Source organism: Pseudomonas sp. Sample_20 (assembly GCF_004307585.1).
In the GTDB taxonomy this organism is placed as follows: Bacteria; Pseudomonadota; Gammaproteobacteria; order Pseudomonadales; family Pseudomonadaceae; genus Aquipseudomonas; species Aquipseudomonas atacamensis.
The window spans coordinates 82012-105684 of sequence record NZ_RCOA01000004.1; the positions used below are offsets into that span (position 1 = coordinate 82012).

Consider the following 23673-nt stretch of genomic DNA (forward strand, 5'->3'; position numbering starts at 1 on the left):
CGACGCCGGCCCGTGATCCGGCGTCAGCAATTCACCACCGGGTCTGTAAGGCTGCTGAAAGCAATGCGCTTTATATTCGGCAGCCGCAGCAGACGGATAACCGGGCCTACCCGGAGACACGCCTGATGAGCGAGCTTTTTTACAACGCTGTGCCGAACGCGACCCGCGTGGCACCGCCACTGCCCAAACCTCGGCAATACCCCAGCGAGAAACCGTCGCGGGTCTACCTGTTCGGCACGTGTGTGGTCGACCTGTTCTACCCCGAAGCCGGGATGGACGCGATCCATCTGCTGGAGCGCGAAGGGATCCGGGTCGAGTATCCGCAAGGGCAGAGCTGCTGCGGCCAACCGGCCTACACCTCGGGTTACACCGAGCAGGCGCGGACGGTAGCGCGCTCGCAACTGGCGTTGTTTGCCGGGGATTATCCGGTGGTAGTGCCCTCGGGTTCCTGCGCCGGCATGCTGCGCGAGCATTACGCCGACTTGTTCAAGGACGAGCCGGAAACGTTGAAACAGGTGCAGGCCCTTGCGGCTCGCACTTATGAACTGGCCGAGTTTCTGCTGTTCGTCTGCAAGGTGCAGCTCAAGGACGGCGGCGAACCGGTGAAAGTCGCGCTGCACACCTCGTGTTCGGCACGCCGCGAAATGAACACCCACCTGCACGGCCGCGAGTTGTTGGCGCAGTTGAGCAATGTGGAACGGGTCAATCACGACCACGAAAGCGAATGCTGTGGCTTCGGTGGGACATTCAGCGTCCGTATGCCAGACATTTCCGGCGCGATGGTGGCTGACAAGACCCGCGCGTTGAAGGAGTCCGGCGCGCACAAGGTACTGAGTGCCGACTGCGGCTGTTTGATGAACATCAACGGCGCGCTGGAGAAACAGCAGGAAGCGTTACGCGGACAACATCTGGCGAGCTTTCTCTGGCAGCGAACCGGAGGTGCACAATGAGCGCCTCCACGATTATTCCTACGGTCGCCGTAGAAGAAGATTTCCGCACCCGGGCACACAATGCCTTGGGTGATCAGCAGCTGCGGAACAACTTCCGCACTGCCATGGATTCACTGATGACCAAGCGGGCAGCGGCTTTCAGCGATGCCCACGAAAGAGAACACTTGCGCGCACTGGGCAATTCGATCAAGGCCCGCGCGCTGTCCAAGTTGCCCGACCTGCTCGAGCAACTGGAACAGAACCTGACCCGCAACGGTGTGACAGTGCACTGGGCGGAAACGGTGGACGAGGCCAATGGCATCGTCTTATCGATCATCCGTGCTCACGAGGCGCGGCAAGTGATCAAGGGCAAATCGATGGTCAGCGAAGAGATGGAGATGAACCATTTCCTCGAGGCTCGGGACATTGAATGTCTGGAGTCCGACATGGGGGAGTACATCGTCCAGCTCGACCACGAGAAGCCTTCACACATCATTATGCCGGCGATCCACAAGAATGCCGGTCAGGTCGCGTCCTTGTTCCACGACAAACTTGGCGTGGAATACACCAAGGACGTTGACCAACTCATTCAGATCGGTCGCAGGGTCCTGCGGCAGAAATTCTTCGAAGCCGACATCGGCGTCTCCGGCGTCAACTTCGCCGTCGCCGAAACCGGCACCCTGCTGCTGGTGGAAAACGAAGGCAACGGGCGCATGACCACCACCGTGCCGCCGGTGCATATCGCCGTTACCGGTATCGAAAAAGTCGTGGAAAACCTGCGTGACGTGGTGCCGCTGCTGTCACTGCTGACGCGCTCGGCGCTGGGCATTCCGATCACCACTTACGTCAACATGATCTCCGGCCCGCGCAAGGAACATGAACTCGATGGCCCGCAGGAAGTGCATCTGGTCCTGCTCGACAACGGTCGCAGCCAGGCTTTCGCCGACAGTGAATTGCGCCAGACCCTGAACTGCATCCGCTGCGGCGCCTGCATGAATCATTGTCCGGTATACACCCGAGTGGGCGGCCACACCTATGGCGAGGTCTACCCAGGGCCGATCGGCAAGATCATCACCCCGCATATGGTCGGCCTGGCCAAGGTTCCGGACCACCCGAGCGCGTCCTCACTGTGCGGCGCCTGCGGTGAAGTCTGCCCGGTGAAGATACCGATCCCGGCGATCCTGCGCCGTCTGCGCGAGGAAAACGTCAAAGCCCCGGACGCACCGAATCAGGTGATGCGCGGCCAGGGCAGCAAATATTCGCGCAAGGAGCGCTTCATCTGGAACGCCTGGGCCAGACTCAACAGCTCGCCGACGCTGTACCGCTTGTTCGCTTTTTTCGCCACGCGCCTGCGCGCCCTTACGCCGAGCAATGTCGGCCCATGGACGCAAAACCACAGCGCGCCAAAACCGGCCGCGCGTTCGTTGCATGACATGGCCCGCGAGCATCTGGCCAAACAGGGAGAGCGTCGATGAGCGCCAAGCAAAATATCCTCGGCAAACTGCGGAAAAGTCTGACCGGCACCACGCCAATTGCCGACAACTTCGATGTCGATCTGGTCACCCAGCCCTACACCTACAGCGCCGAGCAACGCATCCCGCAACTGCGCAAACTGATGGAGGCGGTGCACACCGAAATCCACCTGACCTCGGGCGCCGAGTGGCCGGCATTACTGGCGCAACTGCTGCGCGACCGTCAATTGCCGAGCCTGCTGATCGCACCGACCACACCGCATGGGCAACGCATCGCACAGCACTGGGCGAACAATCCCGAGCTGCCTGCACTGAAATCCTACGACCGGCCAATGGAAGAATGGAAAGCCGAACTGTTCAACGACACCCCGGCCAGCCTCACTGGCACCCTCGGTGCCATCGCCGCAACCGGCAGCCTGATCATCTGGCCAACCCGTGAAGAACCGCGCCTGATGAGCCTGGTGCCGCCTGTGCATTTCGCCCTGCTCAAGGCCAGCGAAATCCGCGACAACTTCTATCAAGTGCAAGAGGAATTCGAATGGGCGCAAGGCATGCCGACCAATGCGCTGCTGGTGTCCGGCCCGTCGAAAACCGCCGATATTGAACAGGTGCTGGCGTATGGCGCGCATGGCCCGAAAGATCTGGTCGTGCTGATTCTGGAGGATCAATGAGTCTTCCTGCTGCTTTCCTGCGTGATGCCGAGCAACTGATTCCAGCAGACCGGCGTTTCGACGATCCGCTGTCGACTCTGGCCTTCGGCACCGACGCCAGTTTCTATCGACTGATTCCGAAACTGGTGATCCGCGTCGAGTCTGAAGACGAAGTGGTGGCGCTGCTGCAACTGGCCCAGCGCGACAAGGTGCCGGTGACCTTCCGCGCTGCCGGCACCAGCCTGTCCGGGCAGGCGATCAGCGACTCGGTGCTGATCGTGCTTGGGGATAACTGGAATGCCCGCGAGATTCGCGGCCAAGGCACGCAAATCCGCCTGCAACCGGGCGTGATCGGCGCGCAGGCCAACGCCTGGCTGGCACCGTTCGGGCGCAAGATCGGCCCGGACCCGGCGTCGATCAATGCCTGCAAGATCGGCGGCATCGTCGCCAACAACGCCAGCGGCATGTGCTGCGGCACCGCGCAAAACACCTATCACACGCTGGCCGGGATTCGCTTGGTGCTCGCCGACGGCACGCGCCTCGACAGCGAAGACCCTGCCAGCGTCGCGGCATTTCGCTCAAGCCACGGCGACCTGCTCGAACGCTTGGCGACTTTAGGTCGCGAGACCCGCGCCAACGCCGAGCTGGCCGCGAGAATTCGCCACAAATACCGTCTGAAAAATACCACCGGCCTGTCGCTCAACGCCCTGGTGGATTTCGACGAGCCTGTGGATATCCTGAGCCACCTGCTGGTCGGCTCCGAAGGCACGCTCGGCTTCATCAGCGCGGTGACTTACGACACCGTCATCGATCACCCGAACAAGGCCTCGGCGCTGATCGTGTTCCCCGATGTCGAGACCTGCTGCAACGCGGTCACCGTGCTGAAAAGCCAACCGGTGTCAGCGGTGGAGTTGCTTGACCGACGCAGTCTGCGCTCGGTGCAGGACAAAAAAGGCATGCCCGCTTTCGTACAGCTGCTGTCGGAAAATGCCTGCGCGCTGCTCATCGAATCCCGCGCGGCGTCATCGACATTGCTGCAGGAACAACTGGCGCAAATCATGGCGTCCCTGCGCGATTTCCCCGTTGAGAAGCAGGTCGACTTCACTGAAGACCCGGTGGAAAACGCCCGCCTCTGGGCCATCCGCAAAGACACCTTCCCCGCCGTCGGCGCCGTGCGCAAAACCGGCACCACAGTGATCATCGAAGACGTGACCTTCCCGGTCGAACAACTGGCCATCGGCGTCAATCGCCTGATCGAGCTGTTCGACAAACATGCCTACGACGAAGCGATCCTTTTCGGACACGCACTGGAAGGCAATCTGCACTTCGTCTTCACCCAAGGCTTCAACAGCCCGGCAGAAATCGCACGCTACCAAGCGTTCATGGACGATGTCGCGCAACTGGTCGCCGTGGAGTTCGGCGGCTCGCTGAAGGCCGAACACGGTACCGGCCGCAACATGGCGCCGTTCGTGGAACTGGAATGGGGCAGCGACGCCTATCAACTGATGTGGCAGCTTAAACGCCTGCTCGACCCCAACGGCATTCTCAATCCGGACGTGGTGCTCAGCGAAGATCCGCAGATCCATCTCAAGCACCTGAAACCGCTGCCGGCCGCTGACGAGATTGTGGATAAGTGCATCGAGTGCGGTTTTTGCGAACCGGTCTGCCCATCGAAAGGCCTGACCTTGAGCCCGCGCCAGCGCATCGTCATCTGGCGCGATATCCAGGCGAAAAAACGCGCCGGCGTCGACACCACCGAACTGGAAAAAGCCTACGACTATCAAGGCATCGACACCTGCGCCGCGACCGGTCTGTGCGCGCAACGCTGTCCTGTAGGCATCAACACCGGCGAACTGGTGAAAAAACTCCGTGGCCGACACGCCACGCATCAGAAAACCGCTGACTGGATCGAAGGAAATTTCGCCAAAACCCTGCAAGGCGCACGCTTCACCCTGCATGTCGCCAACGGCGCGCGGATGATGCTCGGCGCACCGCGTCTGGCAAAGTTGTCGGCGACGCTGACGCGCTTGTCCAAAGGCCAGGTACCGTTGTGGACCAACGCCATGCCCCAACCGGAAAAAGCCATTCGCTTCAGCCCGAGCGTGGCCGACGAGCGCCCGCGCGTGGTTTATCTGGCGGCGTGCGTCTCGCGGGTCATGGGCCCGGCGGCGGGCGACAAAGAACAGATGTCGCTGTACGACAAAACCCGTGGCCTGCTGGAAAAGGCCGGTTACCAGGTCGTCTTTCCCGACAACCAGGACAACCTCTGCTGCGGTCAGCCGTTCGCCTCCAAAGGCTACGCCGAACAGGCCGAACACAAACGCCAAGAGCTGATCAGCGCCCTGCTCCACGCCAGTCGCGGCGGCCTCGACCCGATCTATTGCGACACCAGCCCGTGTACGTTGCGACTGGTGCAGGACATCGGCGAAACACGATTGGATCTGTACGATCCGGTGCGCTTCATCCGTACGCATCTGCTGGATCGTCTGGACTTCACACCCCAGGAAGCGCCGATTGCCGTCCACGTGACCTGCAGCACTCAGCACTTGGGCGAAAGCCAGGCGCTGATCGATCTGGCGCGCAAATGCAGCAACACCGTGGTGATTCCCGAAGGCATACATTGCTGCGGATTTGCCGGCGACAAAGGCTTCACCACACCGGAGCTGAACAGCCATTCGCTGCGTACGCTCAAGGACGCCGTGCAGCACTGCAGCGAGGGCATTTCCACCAGCCGCACGTGCGAAATCGGCCTGACCCAGCACGGTGGCATCGACTACCACGGGCTGGTTTATCTGGTGGATCGGGTGACACAGGCCAAAGTCTGCTGAACAAAAATCAGAACCCTTGAGCGAGGCGGTAGTCCACTGCACATGCCCCGGACCATTCGGGGCCTGTTCAACGGTCAGCGAAGTCTGAACCCTCAGTTCAAGGATATACACATGAACCGCTCTGTAATGTTAGGTCTGTTTGTCACTGCCTCGATGATGGCGTCCACTTCGTTCGCCGCTGAAAAACCCGCCGATTTGTGCGATGCCAATCTGCAGAGAATCGATAGCGCCAAGACTCAATACCAGACGTCACCGGATCTGAATGCGCGCGTCTCGGCCAGTGTCAGCAAAGCCCGCGCCCTGAAAGCACAAGGCAAGATTGACGACTGCCTCGCTGAAACCCAGCAAACTCTGCTGGACATTCAAAACGCTACCGGTGACACCAAAAAATGATTCATGCGCCGACCTTTTACAGGTCGGCTGCATCGACACCTGGTCGACCGGTCTGGCCATTTGACATTCGTTGCAAATAAAACCGAATTCCTGCGCAGCGAAGCGGTCAACCAGACAGGTCCTATACTGACCTCGCTTGTCTTGACCTCGGCATCGCGGCCAGACCGTCCGGCAGCACCGAGCCCCCATCGTTCAAGGAGATACCCATGAAGCATTCTGCAATTGCTGGATTGTTTATCACTGGTGCACTTCTGGCCTCGCCGGTGTTCGCGGCCGACAAAGACCTTTGTGCCGGGAATCTTCAAAGCATCAAAGACTTCGTCACCAGCCAGCCGTCCCTTCCTGAAAGCTCCATGAATAACATCAAGGAAGCACAGGAAAAAGCCACTGCGGCTCAGGCGTCCGGCAACGACAAGGAATGCATCGAGGTTACCAACGGCATCATCAGCAAGATGCAGATCCGTAACCCGACGCGTAACTGATGTCGTGCGGGCCAACCTTCGGGTTGGCCTGCCCAGCGTTTTGACGTACACTGTGCACGCTTGTTGCCCGAACAGATTCACCGGGCAATGAGTTCGGGGCCGTTTAGGATTCGACGCCGGTTGCGAAACTCTAGGTGCATGCCGACTTGGTAACAGAAGTCGTAAATCCACTGTTGCAACTACTTATAGTTGCCAATGACGACCAATACGGTGTTGCTCTCGCTGCTTAATTGCAGCTGACAATGCTCCTGGTACCTTCGGGTCCAGCAATCATCAGGGGATGTCTGTAAACCCGAAATGATTGTCATATAGAACAGAATCGCCGTGCAGTACGTTGTGGACGAAGCGGCTAAAACTTACACAACTCGCCCAAAGCACCCTGCCCGTCGGGTCGCTGAGGGTTAACTTAATAGACACGGCTACGCATGTAGTACCGACAGCGGAGTACTGGCGGACGGGGGTTCAAATCCCCCCGGCTCCACCACTTCAACATCTAAAGACGTCCACGGACGTCTTTTTTTGTGCCTGAAATCCAGTAAATACGGGGGTTTCAGGGCTATTGGGCTCCACAGCGCTTCATGCAGATCCATTTTGAAATGTATTCCAAGGCGTATTCCAAGCCCCTGACTGGTAAATTTTGGAATACACAAACAGCGTTGGAGTACCCATGGGAGCCCGAGCAACACGCCTTTCAGACCTTAAAATCAAAGCCGCCAAGCCCATCGACAAAGCCCGCCCAGTGCGGGCTTTGTCGTATCTGAGTCTTGTCGAATGAGCACCGATTTTCCTTCCCATTCTCAGGCCTTCCGGTGGCTGGGAATGTTCGAAGCGTACTAAAAGTACGCTGGGGGCTGCGGCACTACTTCAGCTCACTCTCCGATTAAACGAAACCAGTTTGGCTGTAAGACGAATGCGCTTGTGTGATAGCAAAACCACAGCCATCCCCTTACCATTCCGCGGCTGGCTGGAAGCCTCGCAGAGAAAACCGGTTCGCATGTGGAAACTCAACCTGCACAAGGAAGGCAATAAAGCATGAGCTTCATCGAAACAATCCAATCCAAGGAAGTCGATATCTACATATCGGCGTTCTTCACCATCCTCGGCCTGATTCTGGGAGCCATTCTGGATCGGGTACTGAAAGGCGATTCTCCACAATCCGCCAATCAGTCGGGCCTCTCTTTAAACCTGACCTTCAACACGGTGGTCAATCCACCGCCGGGCGTGAACGCCACCAACACCAGCCAGGACATGACTCCAGTCATCTGCATGATGATGCTGATCGCCGGGCTGATTTATGTTTTTTTCCGGGCCGAAATACTGAATCTGCTTTCCTGGATCACGCTATTCACCATTTCCCTGTGGGCTGGCGGAACCTTGCATAGCCTTTATCGGGGCTTCTTCGCGGGCAGCAAGTGGGTGGTTTCGCTGATTTTTTCCATGGCCTTCTGCGTGGCAGCCACCTACCTCACTGATGAAGCTTTTATGCCCACCCTGGCGCCGCAAAACTTTCAGTACAGCCAGCAGGTCATCAATGAGCAGGGCCTGACGGGAATAAAAAAATATTTCGTCTTGCTGGACATGTACTGGTTCTTGCTACACCTGATAGGCGTACTGCTGTTTATCTATACCAGCCTTCGGATGATGCTTTTTTCAACCTACTTCATCGTTGCGGGCGCACATGCCAATAACAACGGCACTCACGAACCATGGCTTTCCAGAAAAACCCGCAAGTACGCCATTCTGCGCAAAAACATCATCTTCATGCCTATCCTGCTGGTTCTCGCGTATCTGCTTACCTCGGGTCTTGCTTTCGACTGGTTCATCCACACCATGCCAAATCAGGTCAATGCGTTGATGAATACGGTGCTGTATGGGCGCTGATATTTTCATCGTGCGCTGAGGATCGACTGGCGGGACACCAACCCTGTTGGCAGAAGCGACATGAATTTTTCTTCACTGCGCCCAACCGGGACAGCCTGTAAAGTCCATTCGCTCATTCAAGAAACTACGGTTCGCCCGCGCTCCTAGCGGGCTTTTTTTCGCCTCGGCTTCTCCATATCTTGCCGCTCCCCACCATATGCGCGACTCTGCCAGCAGATCCCTCGCCAAGGAGCGCTCGATGCCGCTGTTATCCCTGCCCTGCCCGCGCCTCACGCTGGCGATCCTCTCCCCCGATCAGGCCGAGCTCGAAAGCGCTTTCTACCTACGCAACCAGCGTCACCTCGCCCGCTGGTCGCCCATCCGCACCACCGACTATTTCTCCACCGCCAACATCCGCCGTCGCCTCGAGATCCAGGCCAGCGCTTTCGAAGCCGGGTTAGCGATGCATTTCGCGCTGCTGTCGCCGGACGGTCAGCAGATGATCGGCGCGTGCAATTTCAGCGGAATCATTCGCGGGGCGTTTCAGGCGTGTTATCTGGGTTATCACATCGATGAGGCGCATCAGGGGCAGGGTTTGATGCAGGAGGGGCTGGAGGCGGGGATTGGTTATATGTTCGATGTGCAGAATCTGCATCGGATCATGGCCAATTACATTCCCGGCAACGAGCGCAGTGCGCGGTTGCTTGAGCGCTTGGGTTTTGAGCGTGAGGGCTATGCGAAGGCGTATCTGAACATTGCCGGGCGTTGGCAGGATCATGTGCTGACGGCGCTGGTCAATCCGGGGTTCGAGGCGCCGGATCAGCGATGGTCGCGGCGCCTCGGTTGAGTGCACGAAATCTGTCAGACAAAAATCCTTTCAGCTCTCGGGTTTGCGGCCGATACAGACCTGCTAACACCCCTGCTGGCTCAAAAGAACAACAATCTTCCAGCTTAACTGACGACCAAGAAACCCAACGTTTCTGGAGGATTTGCATGAATAGCTGGTTCGGTAACATCAGCGTGAACATGAAACTCGGCCTGGGCTTCGGCCTGGTGCTGGCCCTGACCTGCATTCTGGCGCTGACCGGCTGGACCAGCCTCGGCGGCCTGATCGACCGCAGCAACTGGATGAGCGACATTACCCAGCTCAACGCTGGCCTGACCAAATTGCGCGTGGTGCGCCTGCAATACATGCTGACCAATGGCGACGAAACCGCCGCGCAGAATGTGCAGACCACCCTGGAAAGCTTCGCCGCACAGCAACAGGCGTTGATCAGCAAATTCAAGAGTCCGGAGAACGTCAAGCTGCTCAAGCAGCAGGCCGCGACCATCGCTGAATACCAGACCTCGCTGAACAAAATGCGTAACGCCTATCGCACCGGCAACAGCGCGCGCGACACCATGAGCGCCAACGCCCAGAGCGCGTACAACCTGATCGAATCGATCAGCCAGCGCGTGCAGCAGATGGAGTTGAGCGATCAGCGTTTCGAGCAGTTCCAGGCTGTTACTGCGGCGAAGGAAGCGTTCATCCTCGCGCGTTATGAAGTGCGTGGTTACACCGCAACCAGCAATGCCGAAACCGAGCAGAAAGCCGTCGGCCAGATCGACGCGGCCATCGCCAGCCTCAAACCACTGAATGCGCAATTCGCCGCGACTCAGCAGGATGCCCTGCGCCAATTGGAAACCGCGCTGACCAGCTATCGCAGCGCGTTGATGGCGTACAAGAACGCCAACACCGAGGCCGTGCAGGCGCGTAAGGAAATGACCGATCAGGGCACCACCATCGTCGCCTTGAGCGAGCAGCTCTACCAGATCCAGCTTGATCGCCGTGATGCTGAAAGCGCCCAGGCGCGCACCTTCCAGTTGATCAGCACGTTGCTGGCGCTGCTGGTTGGCGTGATTGCAGCAGTGATCATCACCCGTCAGATCACCCGTCCGTTGCAGGAAACCCTGGCCGTGGTCGAGCGCATCGCCAGCGGCGACCTGACCCAGAACGTCACCGTCACCCGTCGCGACGAACTCGGCGTATTGCAGCAAGGCATCGCGCGCATGGGCGTGACCCTGCGTGATTTGATCAGTGGCATCCGCGACGGCGTCACTCAGATTGCCAGCGCCGCCGAAGAACTCTCGGCCGTGACCGAGCAGACCAGTGCCGGTGTGAACAGCCAGAAAGTCGAGACCGATCAGGTCGCCACTGCCATGCACGAAATGACTGCCACCGTGCAGGAAGTTGCGCGCAATGCTGAGGAAGCGTCGCAAGCCGCCGCCGCGGCGGATGGCGAAGCCCGTGAAGGCGACAAGGTGGTGAATGAGGCCATCGCACAGATCGAGCGTCTGGCCAGCGAAGTGGTGCGTTCGACCGAAGCGATGAGCGTACTGCAACAGGAAAGCGACAAGATCGGCAGCGTCATGGACGTGATCAAGGCTGTCGCCGAACAGACCAACCTGCTCGCACTCAACGCCGCGATTGAAGCAGCGCGTGCCGGTGAAGCCGGGCGTGGGTTTGCCGTGGTCGCCGATGAGGTGCGCGGTTTGGCTCAGCGTACGCAGAAATCCACCGAGGAAATCGAAGGTCTGGTCGCTGGTCTGCAGAACGGCACCCAGCAGGTTTCGGCGGTGATGAACAACAGCCGCGCGCTGACCGACAGCAGCGTCGCCCTGACGCGCAAGGCCGGCGCCTCGCTGGAAAACATCACCCGCACGGTGTCGAACATCCAGTCGATGAACCAGCAGATCGCCGCCGCTGCCGAACAGCAAAGCGCCGTGGCCGAAGAGATCAGCCGCAGCATCATCAACGTGCGCGACGTGTCCGAGCAGACCGCAGCGGCGAGTGATGAGACGGCAGCGTCGAGTGTTGAGCTTGCGCGGTTGGGTGGTCAGTTGCAGCAGATGGTCAGCCACTTCCGCGTTTGACGTTAGTCTTGCGCTGAAGCTGAAATCGAATCGCGGGCAAGCCCGCTCCCACAGGTTTTCGTGGTAGAGCACTGTTGATGTGCTCACCTCGATAACTGTGGGAGCGGGCTTGCCCGCGATGGCGGTGGGTCAGTCAAATCCATGTTGCCTGACACTGCGCATTCGCGAGCAAGCTCGCTCCCACATTTGGATTTGTGTGACTCACCGGATTTTGAGCTCACCGAAAATCCCTGTGGGAGCGGGCTTGCCCGCTATGGCGGTGGGTCAATCAAATCAAAGTTGCCTGACACTGCGCCTTCGCGAGCAGGCTCGCTCCCACATTTGGATTTGTGTGACTCACCGGATTTTGAGCACACCGCAATACCCCTGTGGGAGCGGGCTTGCCCGCGATGGCGGTGGGTCAATCAAATCCATGTTGCCTGACACTCCGCATTCGCGAGCAAGCTCGCTCCTCACATTTGGATTTGTGTGACTCACCGGATTTTGAGCGCACAGCAAAATCCCTGTGGGAGCGAGCCTGCTCGCGAAAGCGGTGGGTCAGGCGAATCATCATTGACTGACACTCCACATTTGCGAGCAGGCTCGCTCCCACAGGGGTCTAGGGTGTCAGGACTATTCGGGATACCCGGTGATTTTGCGGATGCTTTGGTACAGAGGTTTGAGCTGCCGGTACATGCGCAAATACACCTCTTTATACAACTGCTCATAAACCTTCTGCGCCTCAGGCTGCGGTGTGAAAACCGCTCCAACCCGAGTCATCGCCGCAATGGCCGATGGAAAATCCCGATGCAATCCCAACCCCACCGCACAGCAAATCGCCGCCCCCAACCCGGACGCTTCATACACATGCGGGCGCTCTGCCGGCAGGCCGAAGATGTTGGCGGTCAGTTGCATGGCGGCGTCGCTTTGCGAGCCGCCGCCGGCGACGCGAAGGCGCTGGATCGAGACCTTTGAGCGCCGTTCGATGTTCTCCATGCCCTGGCGCAGCGCGTAGGCCAGGCCTTCGAGAATGGCCCGGTAGATGTGCGCGCGGGTGTGTACGTCGCCGAAGCCGATCATCGCGCCTTTGGCTTCCACGCCCGGTTCGCGGATGCCCGGTGACCAGTAGGGTTGCAGCATCAAACCCATCGAGCCCGGCGGCACCGCGTTGACCAGCGCGTCGAACAGTTGCTCCGGCTCGATGCCTTGCGCTTTCGCCTGCTGCATCTCGCGCAGGCCGAATTGGTTCTTGAACCAGCTGACCATCCAGTAGCCGCGATAGATCATCACTTCGCAGTTGTACTGATCGGGCACGGCCGAGGGGTACGGCGGGATCAGCGGGACGATTTCCAGGTAGCGCGAGCGGGTGCTGGTGATGGTCGCGGTGGTGCCGTAGGACAGGCACACGGTGCGCGCGTCGACCACGCCGGAGCCGATCACTTCGCAGGCCTTGTCGGCGCCTGCGGCAATCAACGGCAGGCCCTCGGGGATGCCGGTGTGCCGAGCGGCTTCGGCGCTGATGTAGCCGAGGGTTTCGCCGGGTTTGTGCAGGGTCGGCAACTGCTCCGGGCGCACCGCCAGTGCCTGCCATTTCCAGTCGTGCAGCGCCGCCCATTTCAGGCGTTTGAAGTCGAAGGGCAGATAGCCGACGCAGCAGCCGACCGAATCGACGAAGCGTCCACACAGGCGATGAGTCAGAAAGCCCGAGAGCAGCAGAAACTTGTCGGTCGCCGCCCACACCTCGGGTTGATGCCGGGCGATCCAGTTGGCCTCGGCCTGGGCGCGGAAATAATCCACCGTCGCTTGGGCGCCGACCAGTTTGAACAGCCAGCCCCACGGCCCTTTGATGCCGCCCTCGACCTCAGCCTGACGTTGATCGAGCCAGACAATTGCCGGGCGCAGCGGTTTGCCGCTGGCATCGACATTGATCACGGTGCCGCGCTGAGTGGTCAGGGACACGCCGGCAATCTGCGCACGGTCGATGCCGGTCTGCTGCCAGAGTTGCTGACAGGCCTCGCCGAGTTTCGCCCAGTAATACTCCGGGTCCTGCTCGGCCCAACCGGGTTGCATCGAGTAGTACGCCTGCAGATCGACTTTGCCTTTACCGAGCAGATTGCCCTGCAGATCGAAGAGCAACGCGCGCACGCTCTGGGTGCCGTTGTCGATCGCCAACAGGTATTTTTTCTGCGTCATGGCGTGATCTCCGGCAAGCCGTGATCGCGCAGCCACAACAATCGATAACGCTCAATTTCCGCTAGCCAGCGCTCATTGTCCCAGGCCAATCGTGGCTGGCAGAGCGTGCGAATCGCAGGCAGATAGTCCTCGCCACCGCGCGGCAGCAACAGGCCCAAACGGGTGCGGCGCAGCAGCAAATCATCCAAATGCAGAATCATTTCCGCCTCGCAAGCGAACGCCAGTTCGGCCCACAACGTATCGCTGGCGCCAACCGTTTCCAGACCGAGTTCGCCGAGCAATTGCGCCAGCCTCGGCAGGTCTCGACCGTGACGCCCGGCCAAGCGTCGCCATTGACTGGCGCTCAGTCCCGCAATCGTCAGCGGCGGCACAGCGGCGAACACCGGCGCGCCGTCATCGACAAAAGAACGCCCGAGCATCGCCGCACACGTCTTGAGCACTTCGATCGCTTGCGGGCGAAATGTGGTCAGTTTGCCGCCGGCCAAAGTCACGCAACCCGGTTCCTGCCACAGCACATGTTCGCGGGTTTCGTTGGACGGTTTGCCCTGCTGCGCACCCGTCGCGCTGCCGACCACCGGACGCACGCCTGACCAGGTCGACAGCACGTCGTCGACGCCCACTTCGGCGCCGGGAAATTGCTGCTGGCACGCGGCGAGCAGATAGTCGAGTTCGTCGCTGGAAATGCGCGCGCTGTGGTCGAGGTCTTCGCGGTGATCGAGGTCCGTGGTGCCGACCACCGTCGCGCCTTCCCACGGAAACACGAACACCGGGCGCCGGTCGCGCTGATGCAGAAAAGTGAACGCCTGCGCCACTGGCAGACGCCAGCCCGGCAGCAACAGATGACTGCCGCGCAACGGTCGCAATTGCTTCGCAGCGTCAGCGGGACGGAGGCGCTCAGCCCACGCGCCCGTGGCCACGGCCAACACAGCGGAGCGCAATTGCAACGTGGCGCCGCGCTCGCCATCTTCGATCTGAACCCCGCACACCCGCCCGCCTTCACGCAGCAGTTGCGTGACCCGCACACCACTGATAATCACCGCACCATCGGCCCGGGCCTCGCGCAGTACGCGCATCACCAGCCGCGCGTCATCGGTCAGGGCATCGACAAAACAGCTGCCGCCGAGCAGGCCGTTTTCCTTCACCCCCGGGGCGAGAAAACGCAGTTGCTGCGCGTCATGAAAAGCATGGTTGCGCCGCCCCGCCAGCGCGTCGTACACCGAGAGCAGGCCGCCCATGACGCGCGGCCCGGGAAAGCCGCCGCGATAGTGCGGCATCATGAAACTCATCGGCTCGACCAGCCCCGGCGCCTCGTCGAGCAGGCGCTGACGCTCGCGCACCGAATCGCGGGTCAGGCGCCACTGGCCCTTGGCGATGTACCGCAAACCGCCGTGGACCATTTTCGATGATCGGCTGGACGTACCCCAGGCAAAATCACGCTGTTCCAGCAGCAAACAGCGCCAGCCCCGGCGCGCGGCTTCGCGGACGATTCCGGCGCCGCTGATGCCGCCGCCGATCACGATCAGGTCCCAGGTTTCATCCGCTAGCGTCGGTAGCATCTGCTCGCGCCATTGCGCGTTCCATTCCGCTGTCATGGCCGCGACTCTGGCAATAACGTGCCGGGATTGAGGCGCCTTTCCGGGTCGAAATGTTCGCTCAACGCCTGCAACGTCTGCAGCGCCAGCGGGCCTTTTTCGCGCAGCAGATACGGCGCGTGATCCTTGCCGACACCGTGCTGATGGCTGATGGTGCCGTGGTTGTCGACGATGGTCTGGCTGGCCGCGTGTTTGAGCATCCGCCAGCGCGCCAGCGTCGCGGCATAGTCGGCTGCCGGGCGAAACACGTAAGTGGTGTAAATGCTCGAGCCTTCGCCGTAAACGTGCGAGAGATGAGTGAACACATGCACGCGCTCGCCCTCGGCGGCCAGAGCATCGCGCAGGCTGTTTTCGATCAGGCTGAGCAAGTGGTCGACGTTGCTCCAGTCGGTGGCCGTTTCGAGGGTGTCGACCACGTAACCGGCGTTCCATAGGTTCTCGCGCAGGTAGGGAAAACGGAAGCGGTTCTGCGCCCACTTCTTGCCCAGCAGGGTGCCGGTGAACACGCCGCCGAAGGCTTTCAGATGTTGGCGCGCGTGTTTCAGTGACAGTGAGTTTTGCTGGCGATTGCCGGTTACGCCGAAGGTCAGCAGGCATTTGCCGTCGCCAGCGCCGCGCAGCTTGAGGTACTTCTCCAGCCAGGCGATCTGTTGCGGATGGCCGGCCAGCGCCAGTTGTGTTTCGGTTTCCACCGCGTTGGACAGGCGCAGCATCGACAGCGGTACGCGCGCCTGCGCCAGTTGCCGGATTGCTTGCAGCGCCTGCGGCCAGTCGGGTAGGAACACACCGTAGAAACGTTCGTCCGCCGGCAACGCACTGACCCGCACCTTGACCTCGGAAATGATCCCGAAACGGCCCTCGCAACCGAGCACCATTTCACGCAGATCCGGGCCGGCCGCCGACGCGGGAAAGGTTGGAATCTGCAGAGGCCCGGCGAACGTTTCCAGGGTGCCGCCGGCAAACAACTGCTCGATCCGCCCGTAGCGCAACGACTGCTGGCCGCTGGAACGACTGGCCACCCAACCGCCCAGGGTCGACAGCTCCCACGACTGCGGAAAATGCCCCAGCGTGTAGCCGCGCGCACGCAACTGGCTTTCCACTTGCGGCCCGCTGGCGCCGGGGCCGAATGTCGCCAGCAGGCTTTGTTCGTCGAGGTCGGTCAGGCGATTCATCCGCGCCAGCGACACCGTCAGCACCGGGCGCGCGGAGTTCGGCGGATTGATGTGTCCGGCCACCGATGTGCCGCCGCCATAGGGAATCAGGCACAGATCCTGATCATGGGCGAGCGCCAGCAATTGGCGGATCTGCTCGGCGGTTTCGGGAAAGGCCACGGCATCGGGATATGTGCCCAATGCGCCTTCGCGCAACGCCAGCCAGTCCGGCAGGCTCTGGCCGCGCGCGTGCAGCAGGCGATCGTGAGCATCGACGCTGTACAAGCGATGCGGCACCAGGCGCGAGGTCGGCACTTGCGTCAACGCCGCTTCCAGGGTCGCATCAGGCAATGCGCGGCCAGCGCCCAAGCGTTCGTGGAGAAATGTCGCGCCCTGGGCCGGCAGTTCGACCACCGTGCCTGCCTCTCCCCAGCCGTTCCAGCGTCGCATGCGTGTGTCCTTTTTCTGCCGTTGGATCAAGCTTGCATACTAGTCAGCGCTGTAGATCTGTCACGGTCGCATCCGGCCAGATCCTGTAGCCAATGGCGCCAAACGTCCGGGCATTTACTTTCGCCGGGCAATCCACTTACCTTGCGCCATTCATTCGCTCACGCGCCGTCGATCAAAGGACCGCGACCATGCCATCGCTCGGCTTCACTTCCGTTCCGCCGCTGCTCAAATACCTGCGCCATGCCGAACAGTTGGGCATGGCCATCGAGCCTGCATTGGCGGCGGCCGGGTTGCAGGCGCAGCAGTTGAGCGACAACACCTTGCGCCTGCCGGGTGAGGTTCACGAGCGCTTGCTGGATTATTTCTGCGAGCACTCCGGCGATGGGTTGTTCGGGCTGCATGCGGCGAATTTCGTCCTGCCCAATTCGTGGAGCGTGCTCGGTTACATCACCATGAATTGCGCGACGCTGGGCGATGCGATGAGCCGGATCATGCCGTTCGAAAAACTCGTCGGCGACATGGGCGTCAGCCGCGCCGAGGTGCAGGGCGAGCATGTGCATCTGATCTGGACCTGCCGCTACCAGCGGCCACGGATTCGTCGGCATCTGGTGGAAAACGTGCTCGGTTCGTGGCTGCACTACGCGCGCTGGATCGCCGACACGCAGCTGTCGCCGGCCTGCGTATGGCTGGAGCATGCGCAGCCGGATGCGGTGACGCAGGCCGAGTACGAGGCGTTTTTTGGTTGCCCGGTGCGGTTCGATCAGGCGTATTCGGCGCTGGTGGTGCCGCTGGCGTATTTGCAGTTGCCGCTGCGCCAGGCCGATGCGCAATTGCTGCGAACCCTGGAAGAACACGCGATGGGTTTGCTGGCGACGCTGGAAGATGCGTCGCTGGCGCAGCAGGTGAAAAACATTCTGCGCGGTTTGCTCAAGGAGGGCCTGCCGCGCAAGGAGCAAGTGGCGGAGCAGCTCAGCGTCTCGGTGCGCACGTTGCAGCGGCAATTGCAGCAGGCGGGGACGTCGTATCAGCAGATTCTTGATGAGCTGCGTCAAGAGTTGGCGGAGCACTATTTGCTCAACAGCACGTTGCCGATTCAGGACATTGCGCAGTATCTGGGCTTCACCGAACCGCGCTCGTTTCATCGCACCTTCAAGAGCTGGCGCGGGATGCCGCCGGGGGAGTTTCGGTTGCGGAATCGGCGGTGATGCTGATGGCCTCTTCGCGAGCAGGCTCGCTCCCACAGTAGTTTTTCGGTTGCCTGCACTTTCGAGTTCATCGCAGATCCCCTTGTGGGAGCGAGCTTGCTCGCGAAGGCGTCATTCGCCACACCGATTAAACACGCCTTGGCACAACTGTTTAAAGCCGCCAGACATTCAGCGAAACCACCCACAATTCCTTGCGCCGCTGCCTACGCCTGCGCCAGAATCCGCCGGCTTGTGCGCCCCAGACCTCATCGCTACTGTGATTGCGTCACTGCCTATCAGTGATCGGGTTTAGTAGCCCGGAGTATTTGGGGTGCATCGTTCATCAGACAGTCAGGTCTCGCCTGAGCTTTATGGTGGCTGTGCGCAGGGCGCTCTCGGGCGCGCCGGTTTCCCAGATCCCCGGTCTACTAACCTGCGCACAGCTGCCTCCACTTTCTTTAGTAGGAAAGCGGTGGCCAGCCAAATGAGGATCTGGATATGTTCAAAGTAACCCCAAACCCGCCACCCACCGACGCGGCATCTCCCTACGAATCCGCCGACTCAAAGAAATTCCACGAAGCCGCCGACCGCGCCCTCGATCATTACCTCGGCCCGTCCAGCGCTGAATTCATGGCCCCGCCCTACAAGTCCAACACGCTGTACATGGCCAATCCCGACGCCGACAACGAATCGCTATTGGCCGACGCCTGCGAAACGTTGGGGTCGGCGACGGTGATGCTCAACGATCAGGCGGGGCTGGTGAACGGTTCGCAGCGCAAGACGTTGCAGGGCATTGCGCAGATTGTGATGGTTGCGGAGATGGCGGTGAACCGGGTGCTGGATCGGTTGGTGCCGACTGATTGAGGGTTTTTGAGGAATTTGGTGTGGGCTGGTTTTGTGGGGTGTCAGGGTTTGCCCTCACCCCAGCCCTCTCCCAGAGGGAGAGGGGGCCGACCCAGCTGTCTTGCGCTGTCCGTCGACCTGAAAGACCGAGTCGATTATGGATTCGACGCCATGCATTCAATTCGATTATGGATTCAGCACAGCACATTCAGGTCGGCGTAACTCCCGAGCATCCCGCAATCGGTCCCCTCTCCCCCCGGGAGAGGGCTAGGGTGAGGGGCTTTTGATCTTGGGCGCCAAGCTCAAAGACTGATCGCATTGGTAAACACCAACCGGTTACCAAACGGATCGGCAATCGTCATGTCCTGACTGCCCCACGGCATCGCCTGAATCTGCGGATGCGAGAACTTGTAATCCTTGGCCATCAGTTGCTGCTGAAACGCCTCCAGCTCATCGGTCTCGATACGCAGCGCCGAACCCGGGCACGCATCGCCGTGATGCTCGGACAGATGCAGCACACACTCGCCCCGTGACACCTGCAGATACAGCGGAAAATTCGCTTCGAAGCGGTGCTGCCAGTCGATCTTGAAACCGAGAAAATCGACGTAGAACTCGACAGCCTTGGCCTCATCGAAGATCCGCAGGATCGGGGTGGTTTTGCCGAAGCTCATGGGGTGCTCCCTGACTGATTGGCCCCACAGTGTAGACGGGGAGGATGTCAGCAAATCGGCTTGTGGATGGCTTTCTTTAATCTCATAGTGCCATCACCTTGGAAAATCAAAAGATCGCAGCCTTCGGCAGCTCCTACACTGGAATGCGATCTCTGTAGGAGCTGCCGAAGGCTGCGATCTTTTGGCGTCATTCGAATCAACGAAACCCTTCGCGCAAATCACCTTCGCGCGCAAGAAACCGCCCTGCCCTCGCCCCACTCGCCTGCCCGTCGCGATAACTCAACACGCCGTTGACCCAAACCCCGTGAATCCCCTGCGCCGCCCGCTGCGGATCGTTGAAATCGGCCACATCACGCACGGTCGCCGGATCGAACAACACCAGATCCGCCCAATGTCCTTCACGAATCTCGCCCCTTTCCTGCAAGCCAAAACGCGCCGCCGACAGGCCGGTCATCTTGTGCACGGCGGTGTGCAGCGGAAACAACCCGATGTCGCGACTGAAATGGCCCAGCACCCGTGGGAAAGCGCCCCACAGGCGCGGATGCGGGAACGGGTCTTCGGGCAGTCCGTCAGAACCGACCATCGAAAGCGGATGGGCGAGGATTCTTCTGACATCGGCCTCGTCCATGCCGTAGTACACCGCGCCCGCCGGTTGCAGACGTTTCGCGGCTTCTTCCAGCGACAGTTTCCATTCGCCAGCAATGTCGACCAGGTCGCGCCCGCTGACTTCCGGGTGCGGCGTCGACCAGGTAATAGTGATGCGGTGGGCGTCGGTGACCTGCTTCAAATCCAGGGTCGAGGAACTCGCCGCGTACGGGTAGCAATCGCAGCCGACCGGATGGGTTTTCGCTGCCTCTTCCAGCGCTGCGAGCAATTGCGGACTGCGTCCCCAGTTACCGACGCCAGCGCATTTGAGGTGGGAAATGATCACCGGCGATTGCGCGTGTCGGCCGATCTGAAATGCTTCGTCCATCGCCTCCAAGACCGGGGCGAATTCGCTGCGCAGATGGGTGGTGTACACCGCGCCGAACGCCGTCAGTTCTTCGGTCAGTTGCATGACTTCATCGGTCGAGGCGTTGAAGGCGCTGGCGTAGGCCAGGCCTGTGGATAAACCCAATGCGCCAGCCTTGAGACTGTCGCGCAACTGCTCGCGCATGGCGGTGATTTCGTCGGGGGTCGCGGTGCGGAACAAGTCGTCGAGGTGATTGCTGCGCAGCGCCGTGTGGCCAACCAGCGCGGCGACATTCAGCGTGGGGTTGGCCGCTTCGACGGCGGCGCGGTAGTCGCTGAAACGCGGGTAAACGAACGCCGCTGCGCTGCCGAGCAGGTTCATCGGGTCCGGCGGATTGCCCTTCAAAGTGACCGGCGAAGCGCTGATGCCGCAGTTGCCGACAATCACCGTGGCCACGCCCTGGCTGAGCTTGGGCAGCATCTCGGGTTGGCGGATGACCACGGTGTCGTCATGGGTGTGCACGTCGATGAAACCCGGCGCCAGCACCCGGCCGGCGGCGTCGATTTCTTCGCTGGCGCGGGCGTCAGGCAGATCGCCGATGCGCTCGATGCGGCCATTGAGAATTGCCACGTCGGCCTTATAGCCGGGCGTGTTGCTGCCGTCGATGACCAGCGCGTTGCGGATCAGGGTGTCGTACTGCATGTCAGTCTCCCAGCGGCAGGTGATCGTCGCCGCCGCGGTATTCGTCGAGGGCGAGTTTGATTCGCCGCAGACGTTCTTGATTGTCTTCAGGGCTGGCCAGCGCCAGCTCGGTGGCGAGTACGTCGATGGCCAGCAGCATGCCGTAGCGCGCCGCCGTCGGTTTGTAGATGAACGAGGTTTCCGCGCCTTGCAGCGGCAGGACGACGTCGGCCAGTTCGGCCAGCGGTGAATCGCCGCGAGTGATGGCGAGGATGCGCGCGCCGTAATTGCGCGCCAGCTCCACGGTTTCCAAAAGCTCCGGGGTGATGCCGGTCAGCGAGCAGGCGATCAGCACTTGCTCGGCGTTCAGACTGGCGGCGGTGACGCGCATCATCACCGCGTCATGACACACCGCAATCGAGTAACCGAGGCGCACCAGGCGCACCTGCAATTCATCGCTGCACAGGGTCGAGCAACCGCCCATGCCGAACGCGTGAATCATCCGCGCCTGACCGAGTAATTTCACTGCGTCGGCGAAGCGCGATTCGTCGAAACCGGCCAGATGCTGGCGCAGCGTGGTTTCGATGTCGCCAACGATCTGCCCGTAAAACGCCGACTGCTCAGGCGTGCCCGCCGGGTCGAGAAAACGGCTGCCAACGCCGCTGGCCTGGGCCAGTTGCAGGCGCAGATCACGCAGGTCACGGCAGCCGACCGTGCGGGCAAAGCGCGACAGCGTGGCGGTGCTGACCTCGGCGCGTTGTGCGAGGTCTTCGAGGCTGGCGCTGGCGGCAAACCCGACATCGTCGAGCATCAACCGCGCAATGCGTCCCTCGCCGGCGCTGAAGGAATCCTGGCGGGCGCGGATCTGGTAGAGGATGTCCATGGGCGGCGGGCTCCGGTTACAGCAGGTAGGAAAGGCCGACGGTCAGCGCGAAAGCGACCAGCGAAATCAGCGTCTCGAGCACGGTCCAGGTCTTGAACGTCTGCGCGAGCGTCATGTTGAAGTATTCCTTGATCAACCAGAAGCCGCCGTCGTTGACGTGGGAAAAGATAACCGAGCCCGCGCCGGTCGCCAGCACCAAAAGCTCAGGGTGTGGATAACCCAGACCGATGGCCACCGGCGCGACAACGCCTGATGCGGTGGTCATCGCCACGGTGGCCGAGCCAGTGGCAACGCGCATCAGCGCAGCGAACAACCAGCCCATGATCAGCGGCGACAGGTGAAATTCGTGAGCGAGGCCGACGATCTGATCGGTGACGCCGGCATCCACCAGAATCCGGTTCAAGCCGCCACCCGCGCCGACCAGCAAGGTGATGCTGGCGGTGGGCGCGAGGCATTCGTTGGTGAACTTGAGGATCGATTCGCGGTTGAAACCCTGAGCAATGCCCAGCGTCCAGAAGCTCAGCAAAGTCGCCAGCAACAGCGCGATCACCGAATTGCCGATGAACAGCAGGAACTGGTTGAACGCGCTGCCGGGGGTGGAAATCAGGTTAGCCCAGCCGCCGATCAACATCAGCACCACCGGCAGCAGAATGGTCGCCATGGTAATGCCGAAACCCGGCAGTTTGTCGCGCGGTTCGCGGTCGAGAAATTGCTTTTCCAGCGGATTGTCCGTCGGCAATTGAATGCGCGGCACGATGAATTTCGCGTACAGCGGGCCGGCGATGATTGCGGTCGGAATGCCGATCGCGATCGCGTACAACAAGGTCTGCCCGACCGACGCCTGATAGGCCTGCACCGCGAGCATCGCCGCCGGGTGCGGCGGCACCAGCGCATGCACCACCGAGAGGCCGGCCACCATCGGCAGCCCGACCATCAGAATCGACACGCCGACGCGGCGCGCCACGGTGAAAGCGATTGGCACCAGCAAGACGAAACCGACTTCAAAGAACAACGGCAAGCCGACCAGAAACGCAATGCAGACCATCGCCCAGTGCGCGTTCTTCTCACCGAATTTCTCGATCAGCGTGCGCGCCATCTGCTCGGCGCCGCCGGACTCGGCCATCATCTTGCCGAGCATCGTCCCCAACGCCACCACCAGCGCAATATGCCCCAGCGTCTTGCCGACGCCGGCCTCATACGCACCGACCACAGCCGACGGCGGCATCCCGGCCACCAGCGCCAGGCCCAGTGAAATCAGGGTGATGACAATGAACGGATTGAGCCGGTAACGGGCGATCAACACGATCAGCGCGATGATGGCCACAGCGGCGTAAACCAGCAGCCAATAGCCGAGGGAAGGCGTCATGCGGTACTCCTCGAAAGGGTCACGTTCGAATGGGTTGTGAAACTCATAAATCATTTCGAGATCGAGATTTCAAACCGCATGAAAGTAATTTTCGTGGAGAGACAAGAGGTGTCGCTGATAGGTATGGCGTGTCGTGATTAATGAAAATCGGAGTGTGAGATTTTCATGGCTGCCTGGCCACCACAAAGTCCCTGTGGGAGC

18 protein-coding genes and 1 other RNA gene are annotated in these 23673 nt (G+C 60.7%); 12 read left to right on the forward strand and 7 right to left on the reverse strand.

The features are described from left to right. The first annotated feature begins 125 nt into the window (after positions 1 to 125). From D8U70_RS01030 to D8U70_RS01075, 10 genes are all read left to right on the forward strand, one after another. On the forward strand, positions 126 to 950 hold the full coding sequence (locus tag D8U70_RS01030) for a (Fe-S)-binding protein (protein ID WP_130928117.1): 825 nt from the start codon (positions 126 to 128) through the stop codon (positions 948 to 950). After that, on the forward strand, positions 947 to 2404 hold the full coding sequence (locus D8U70_RS01035) for a LutB/LldF family L-lactate oxidation iron-sulfur protein (protein ID WP_073473864.1): 1458 nt from the start codon (positions 947 to 949) through the stop codon (positions 2402 to 2404). The genes D8U70_RS01030 and D8U70_RS01035 overlap by 4 nt, the downstream gene beginning before the upstream one ends. Further along, positions 2401 to 3072 carry a lactate utilization protein gene (locus tag D8U70_RS01040; protein ID WP_130928118.1) on the forward strand — a complete coding sequence of 224 codons (672 nt, stop codon included), beginning with the start codon at positions 2401 to 2403 and terminating at the stop codon, positions 3070 to 3072. Before D8U70_RS01035 ends, D8U70_RS01040 begins: the two co-directional genes overlap by 4 nt. After that, complete coding sequence (locus tag D8U70_RS01045; RefSeq protein ID WP_130928119.1) at positions 3069 to 5879, forward strand: FAD-binding and (Fe-S)-binding domain-containing protein; 2811 nt, start codon at positions 3069 to 3071, stop codon at positions 5877 to 5879. The genes D8U70_RS01040 and D8U70_RS01045 overlap by 4 nt, the downstream gene beginning before the upstream one ends. A 111-nt stretch (positions 5880 to 5990) precedes the next feature. Then, positions 5991 to 6272 carry a hypothetical protein gene (locus D8U70_RS01050; protein ID WP_016771780.1) on the forward strand — a complete coding sequence of 94 codons (282 nt, stop codon included), beginning with the start codon at positions 5991 to 5993 and terminating at the stop codon, positions 6270 to 6272. Between the two features lie 206 nt (positions 6273 to 6478). Then, the gene (locus tag D8U70_RS01055) at positions 6479 to 6754 is read left to right on the forward strand and encodes a hypothetical protein (RefSeq protein ID WP_016771781.1); all 276 of its coding nucleotides are present in this window, start codon (positions 6479 to 6481) and stop codon (positions 6752 to 6754) included. A 95-nt stretch (positions 6755 to 6849) separates the two neighbouring features. Then, positions 6850 to 7238, forward strand: a transfer-messenger RNA (tmRNA) gene (gene ssrA / locus D8U70_RS01060). 548 nt (positions 7239 to 7786) lie between these two features. Next, positions 7787 to 8635 (forward strand): hypothetical protein, encoded by an 849-nt coding sequence (locus D8U70_RS01065; protein WP_130928120.1) that lies wholly within the window; start codon positions 7787 to 7789, stop codon positions 8633 to 8635. Positions 8636 to 8873: 238 nt separating this feature from the next. After that, on the forward strand, positions 8874 to 9461 hold the full coding sequence (locus D8U70_RS01070) for a GNAT family N-acetyltransferase (RefSeq protein ID WP_041477898.1): 588 nt from the start codon (positions 8874 to 8876) through the stop codon (positions 9459 to 9461). 146 nt (positions 9462 to 9607) lie between these two features. Further along, positions 9608 to 11527 carry a methyl-accepting chemotaxis protein gene (locus D8U70_RS01075; protein ID WP_130928121.1) on the forward strand — a complete coding sequence of 640 codons (1920 nt, stop codon included), beginning with the start codon at positions 9608 to 9610 and terminating at the stop codon, positions 11525 to 11527. A 612-nt stretch (positions 11528 to 12139) separates the two neighbouring features. On the opposite strand, the gene D8U70_RS01080 is transcribed toward D8U70_RS01075, so the two are convergent. Genes D8U70_RS01080 through D8U70_RS01090 form a run of 3 tightly spaced genes read right to left on the reverse strand, consistent with a single transcriptional unit; the run spans position 12140 to position 16892 of the window. Continuing rightward, complete coding sequence (locus tag D8U70_RS01080; RefSeq protein WP_130928122.1) at positions 12140 to 13699, reverse strand: FGGY-family carbohydrate kinase; 1560 nt, start codon at positions 13697 to 13699, stop codon at positions 12140 to 12142. Then, positions 13696 to 15291, reverse strand: coding sequence for a glycerol-3-phosphate dehydrogenase/oxidase (locus tag D8U70_RS01085; RefSeq protein WP_130928123.1), 1596 nt, complete (start codon positions 15289 to 15291; stop codon positions 13696 to 13698). Before D8U70_RS01085 ends, D8U70_RS01080 begins: the two co-directional genes overlap by 4 nt. Continuing rightward, positions 15288 to 16892, reverse strand: coding sequence for an FAD-binding oxidoreductase (locus D8U70_RS01090; protein WP_130928124.1), 1605 nt, complete (start codon positions 16890 to 16892; stop codon positions 15288 to 15290). The genes D8U70_RS01085 and D8U70_RS01090 overlap by 4 nt, the downstream gene beginning before the upstream one ends. Before the next feature lie 188 nt (positions 16893 to 17080). Here D8U70_RS01090 and D8U70_RS01095 point away from each other — a divergent pair, with 188 nt between their 5' ends. After that, the gene (locus tag D8U70_RS01095) at positions 17081 to 18097 is read left to right on the forward strand and encodes an AraC family transcriptional regulator (RefSeq protein WP_122692808.1); all 1017 of its coding nucleotides are present in this window, start codon (positions 17081 to 17083) and stop codon (positions 18095 to 18097) included. A 477-nt stretch (positions 18098 to 18574) separates the two neighbouring features. After that, positions 18575 to 18940: a DUF6124 family protein gene (locus tag D8U70_RS01100; RefSeq protein ID WP_110646649.1), complete on the forward strand. Its 366-nt coding sequence runs from the start codon at positions 18575 to 18577 to the stop codon at positions 18938 to 18940. 281 nt (positions 18941 to 19221) lie between these two features. Here the strand turns inward: D8U70_RS01100 and D8U70_RS01105 are convergent, their stop codons facing one another. The 4 genes from D8U70_RS01105 to D8U70_RS01120 all read right to left on the reverse strand — a co-directional run bounded on the left by D8U70_RS01105 (position 19222) and on the right by D8U70_RS01120 (position 23472). After that, entirely contained in the window at positions 19222 to 19590 is a 369-nt protein-coding gene (locus D8U70_RS01105) for a glyoxalase superfamily protein (RefSeq protein ID WP_016771789.1), read from the reverse strand. A 196-nt stretch (positions 19591 to 19786) separates the two neighbouring features. Continuing rightward, positions 19787 to 21244, reverse strand: coding sequence for a D-aminoacylase (locus D8U70_RS01110; protein ID WP_130928125.1), 1458 nt, complete (start codon positions 21242 to 21244; stop codon positions 19787 to 19789). A 1-nt stretch (position 21245) separates the two neighbouring features. Continuing rightward, on the reverse strand, positions 21246 to 22106 hold the full coding sequence (locus D8U70_RS01115) for a MurR/RpiR family transcriptional regulator (protein WP_130928126.1): 861 nt from the start codon (positions 22104 to 22106) through the stop codon (positions 21246 to 21248). Positions 22107 to 22122: 16 nt separating this feature from the next. Further along, entirely contained in the window at positions 22123 to 23472 is a 1350-nt protein-coding gene (locus D8U70_RS01120; RefSeq protein ID WP_130928127.1) for a GntP family permease, read from the reverse strand. Between the last annotated feature and the right edge of the window lie 201 nt (positions 23473 to 23673).

Bases quoted from the DNA above. Each gene is read 5' to 3' on its own strand.
- D8U70_RS01030 (WP_130928117.1), top strand. From the start codon at position 126: ATGAGCGAGCTTTTTTACAACGCTGTGCCGAACGCGACCCGCGTGGCA.
- D8U70_RS01035 (WP_073473864.1), top strand. From the start codon at position 947: ATGAGCGCCTCCACGATTATTCCTACGGTCGCCGTAGAAGAAGATTTC.
- D8U70_RS01040 (WP_130928118.1), top strand. From the start codon at position 2,401: ATGAGCGCCAAGCAAAATATCCTCGGCAAACTGCGGAAAAGTCTGACC.
- D8U70_RS01045 (WP_130928119.1), top strand. From the start codon at position 3,069: ATGAGTCTTCCTGCTGCTTTCCTGCGTGATGCCGAGCAACTGATTCCA.
- D8U70_RS01050 (WP_016771780.1), top strand. From the start codon at position 5,991: ATGAACCGCTCTGTAATGTTAGGTCTGTTTGTCACTGCCTCGATGATG.
- D8U70_RS01055 (WP_016771781.1), top strand. From the start codon at position 6,479: ATGAAGCATTCTGCAATTGCTGGATTGTTTATCACTGGTGCACTTCTG.
- D8U70_RS01065 (WP_130928120.1), top strand. From the start codon at position 7,787: ATGAGCTTCATCGAAACAATCCAATCCAAGGAAGTCGATATCTACATA.
- D8U70_RS01070 (WP_041477898.1), top strand. From the start codon at position 8,874: ATGCCGCTGTTATCCCTGCCCTGCCCGCGCCTCACGCTGGCGATCCTC.
- D8U70_RS01075 (WP_130928121.1), top strand. From the start codon at position 9,608: ATGAATAGCTGGTTCGGTAACATCAGCGTGAACATGAAACTCGGCCTG.
- D8U70_RS01080 (WP_130928122.1), bottom strand. From the start codon at position 13,699: ATGACGCAGAAAAAATACCTGTTGGCGATCGACAACGGCACCCAGAGC.
- D8U70_RS01085 (WP_130928123.1), bottom strand. From the start codon at position 15,291: ATGACAGCGGAATGGAACGCGCAATGGCGCGAGCAGATGCTACCGACG.
- D8U70_RS01090 (WP_130928124.1), bottom strand. From the start codon at position 16,892: ATGCGACGCTGGAACGGCTGGGGAGAGGCAGGCACGGTGGTCGAACTG.
- D8U70_RS01095 (WP_122692808.1), top strand. From the start codon at position 17,081: ATGCCATCGCTCGGCTTCACTTCCGTTCCGCCGCTGCTCAAATACCTG.
- D8U70_RS01100 (WP_110646649.1), top strand. From the start codon at position 18,575: ATGTTCAAAGTAACCCCAAACCCGCCACCCACCGACGCGGCATCTCCC.
- D8U70_RS01105 (WP_016771789.1), bottom strand. From the start codon at position 19,590: ATGAGCTTCGGCAAAACCACCCCGATCCTGCGGATCTTCGATGAGGCC.
- D8U70_RS01110 (WP_130928125.1), bottom strand. From the start codon at position 21,244: ATGCAGTACGACACCCTGATCCGCAACGCGCTGGTCATCGACGGCAGC.
- D8U70_RS01115 (WP_130928126.1), bottom strand. From the start codon at position 22,106: ATGGACATCCTCTACCAGATCCGCGCCCGCCAGGATTCCTTCAGCGCC.
- D8U70_RS01120 (WP_130928127.1), bottom strand. From the start codon at position 23,472: ATGACGCCTTCCCTCGGCTATTGGCTGCTGGTTTACGCCGCTGTGGCC.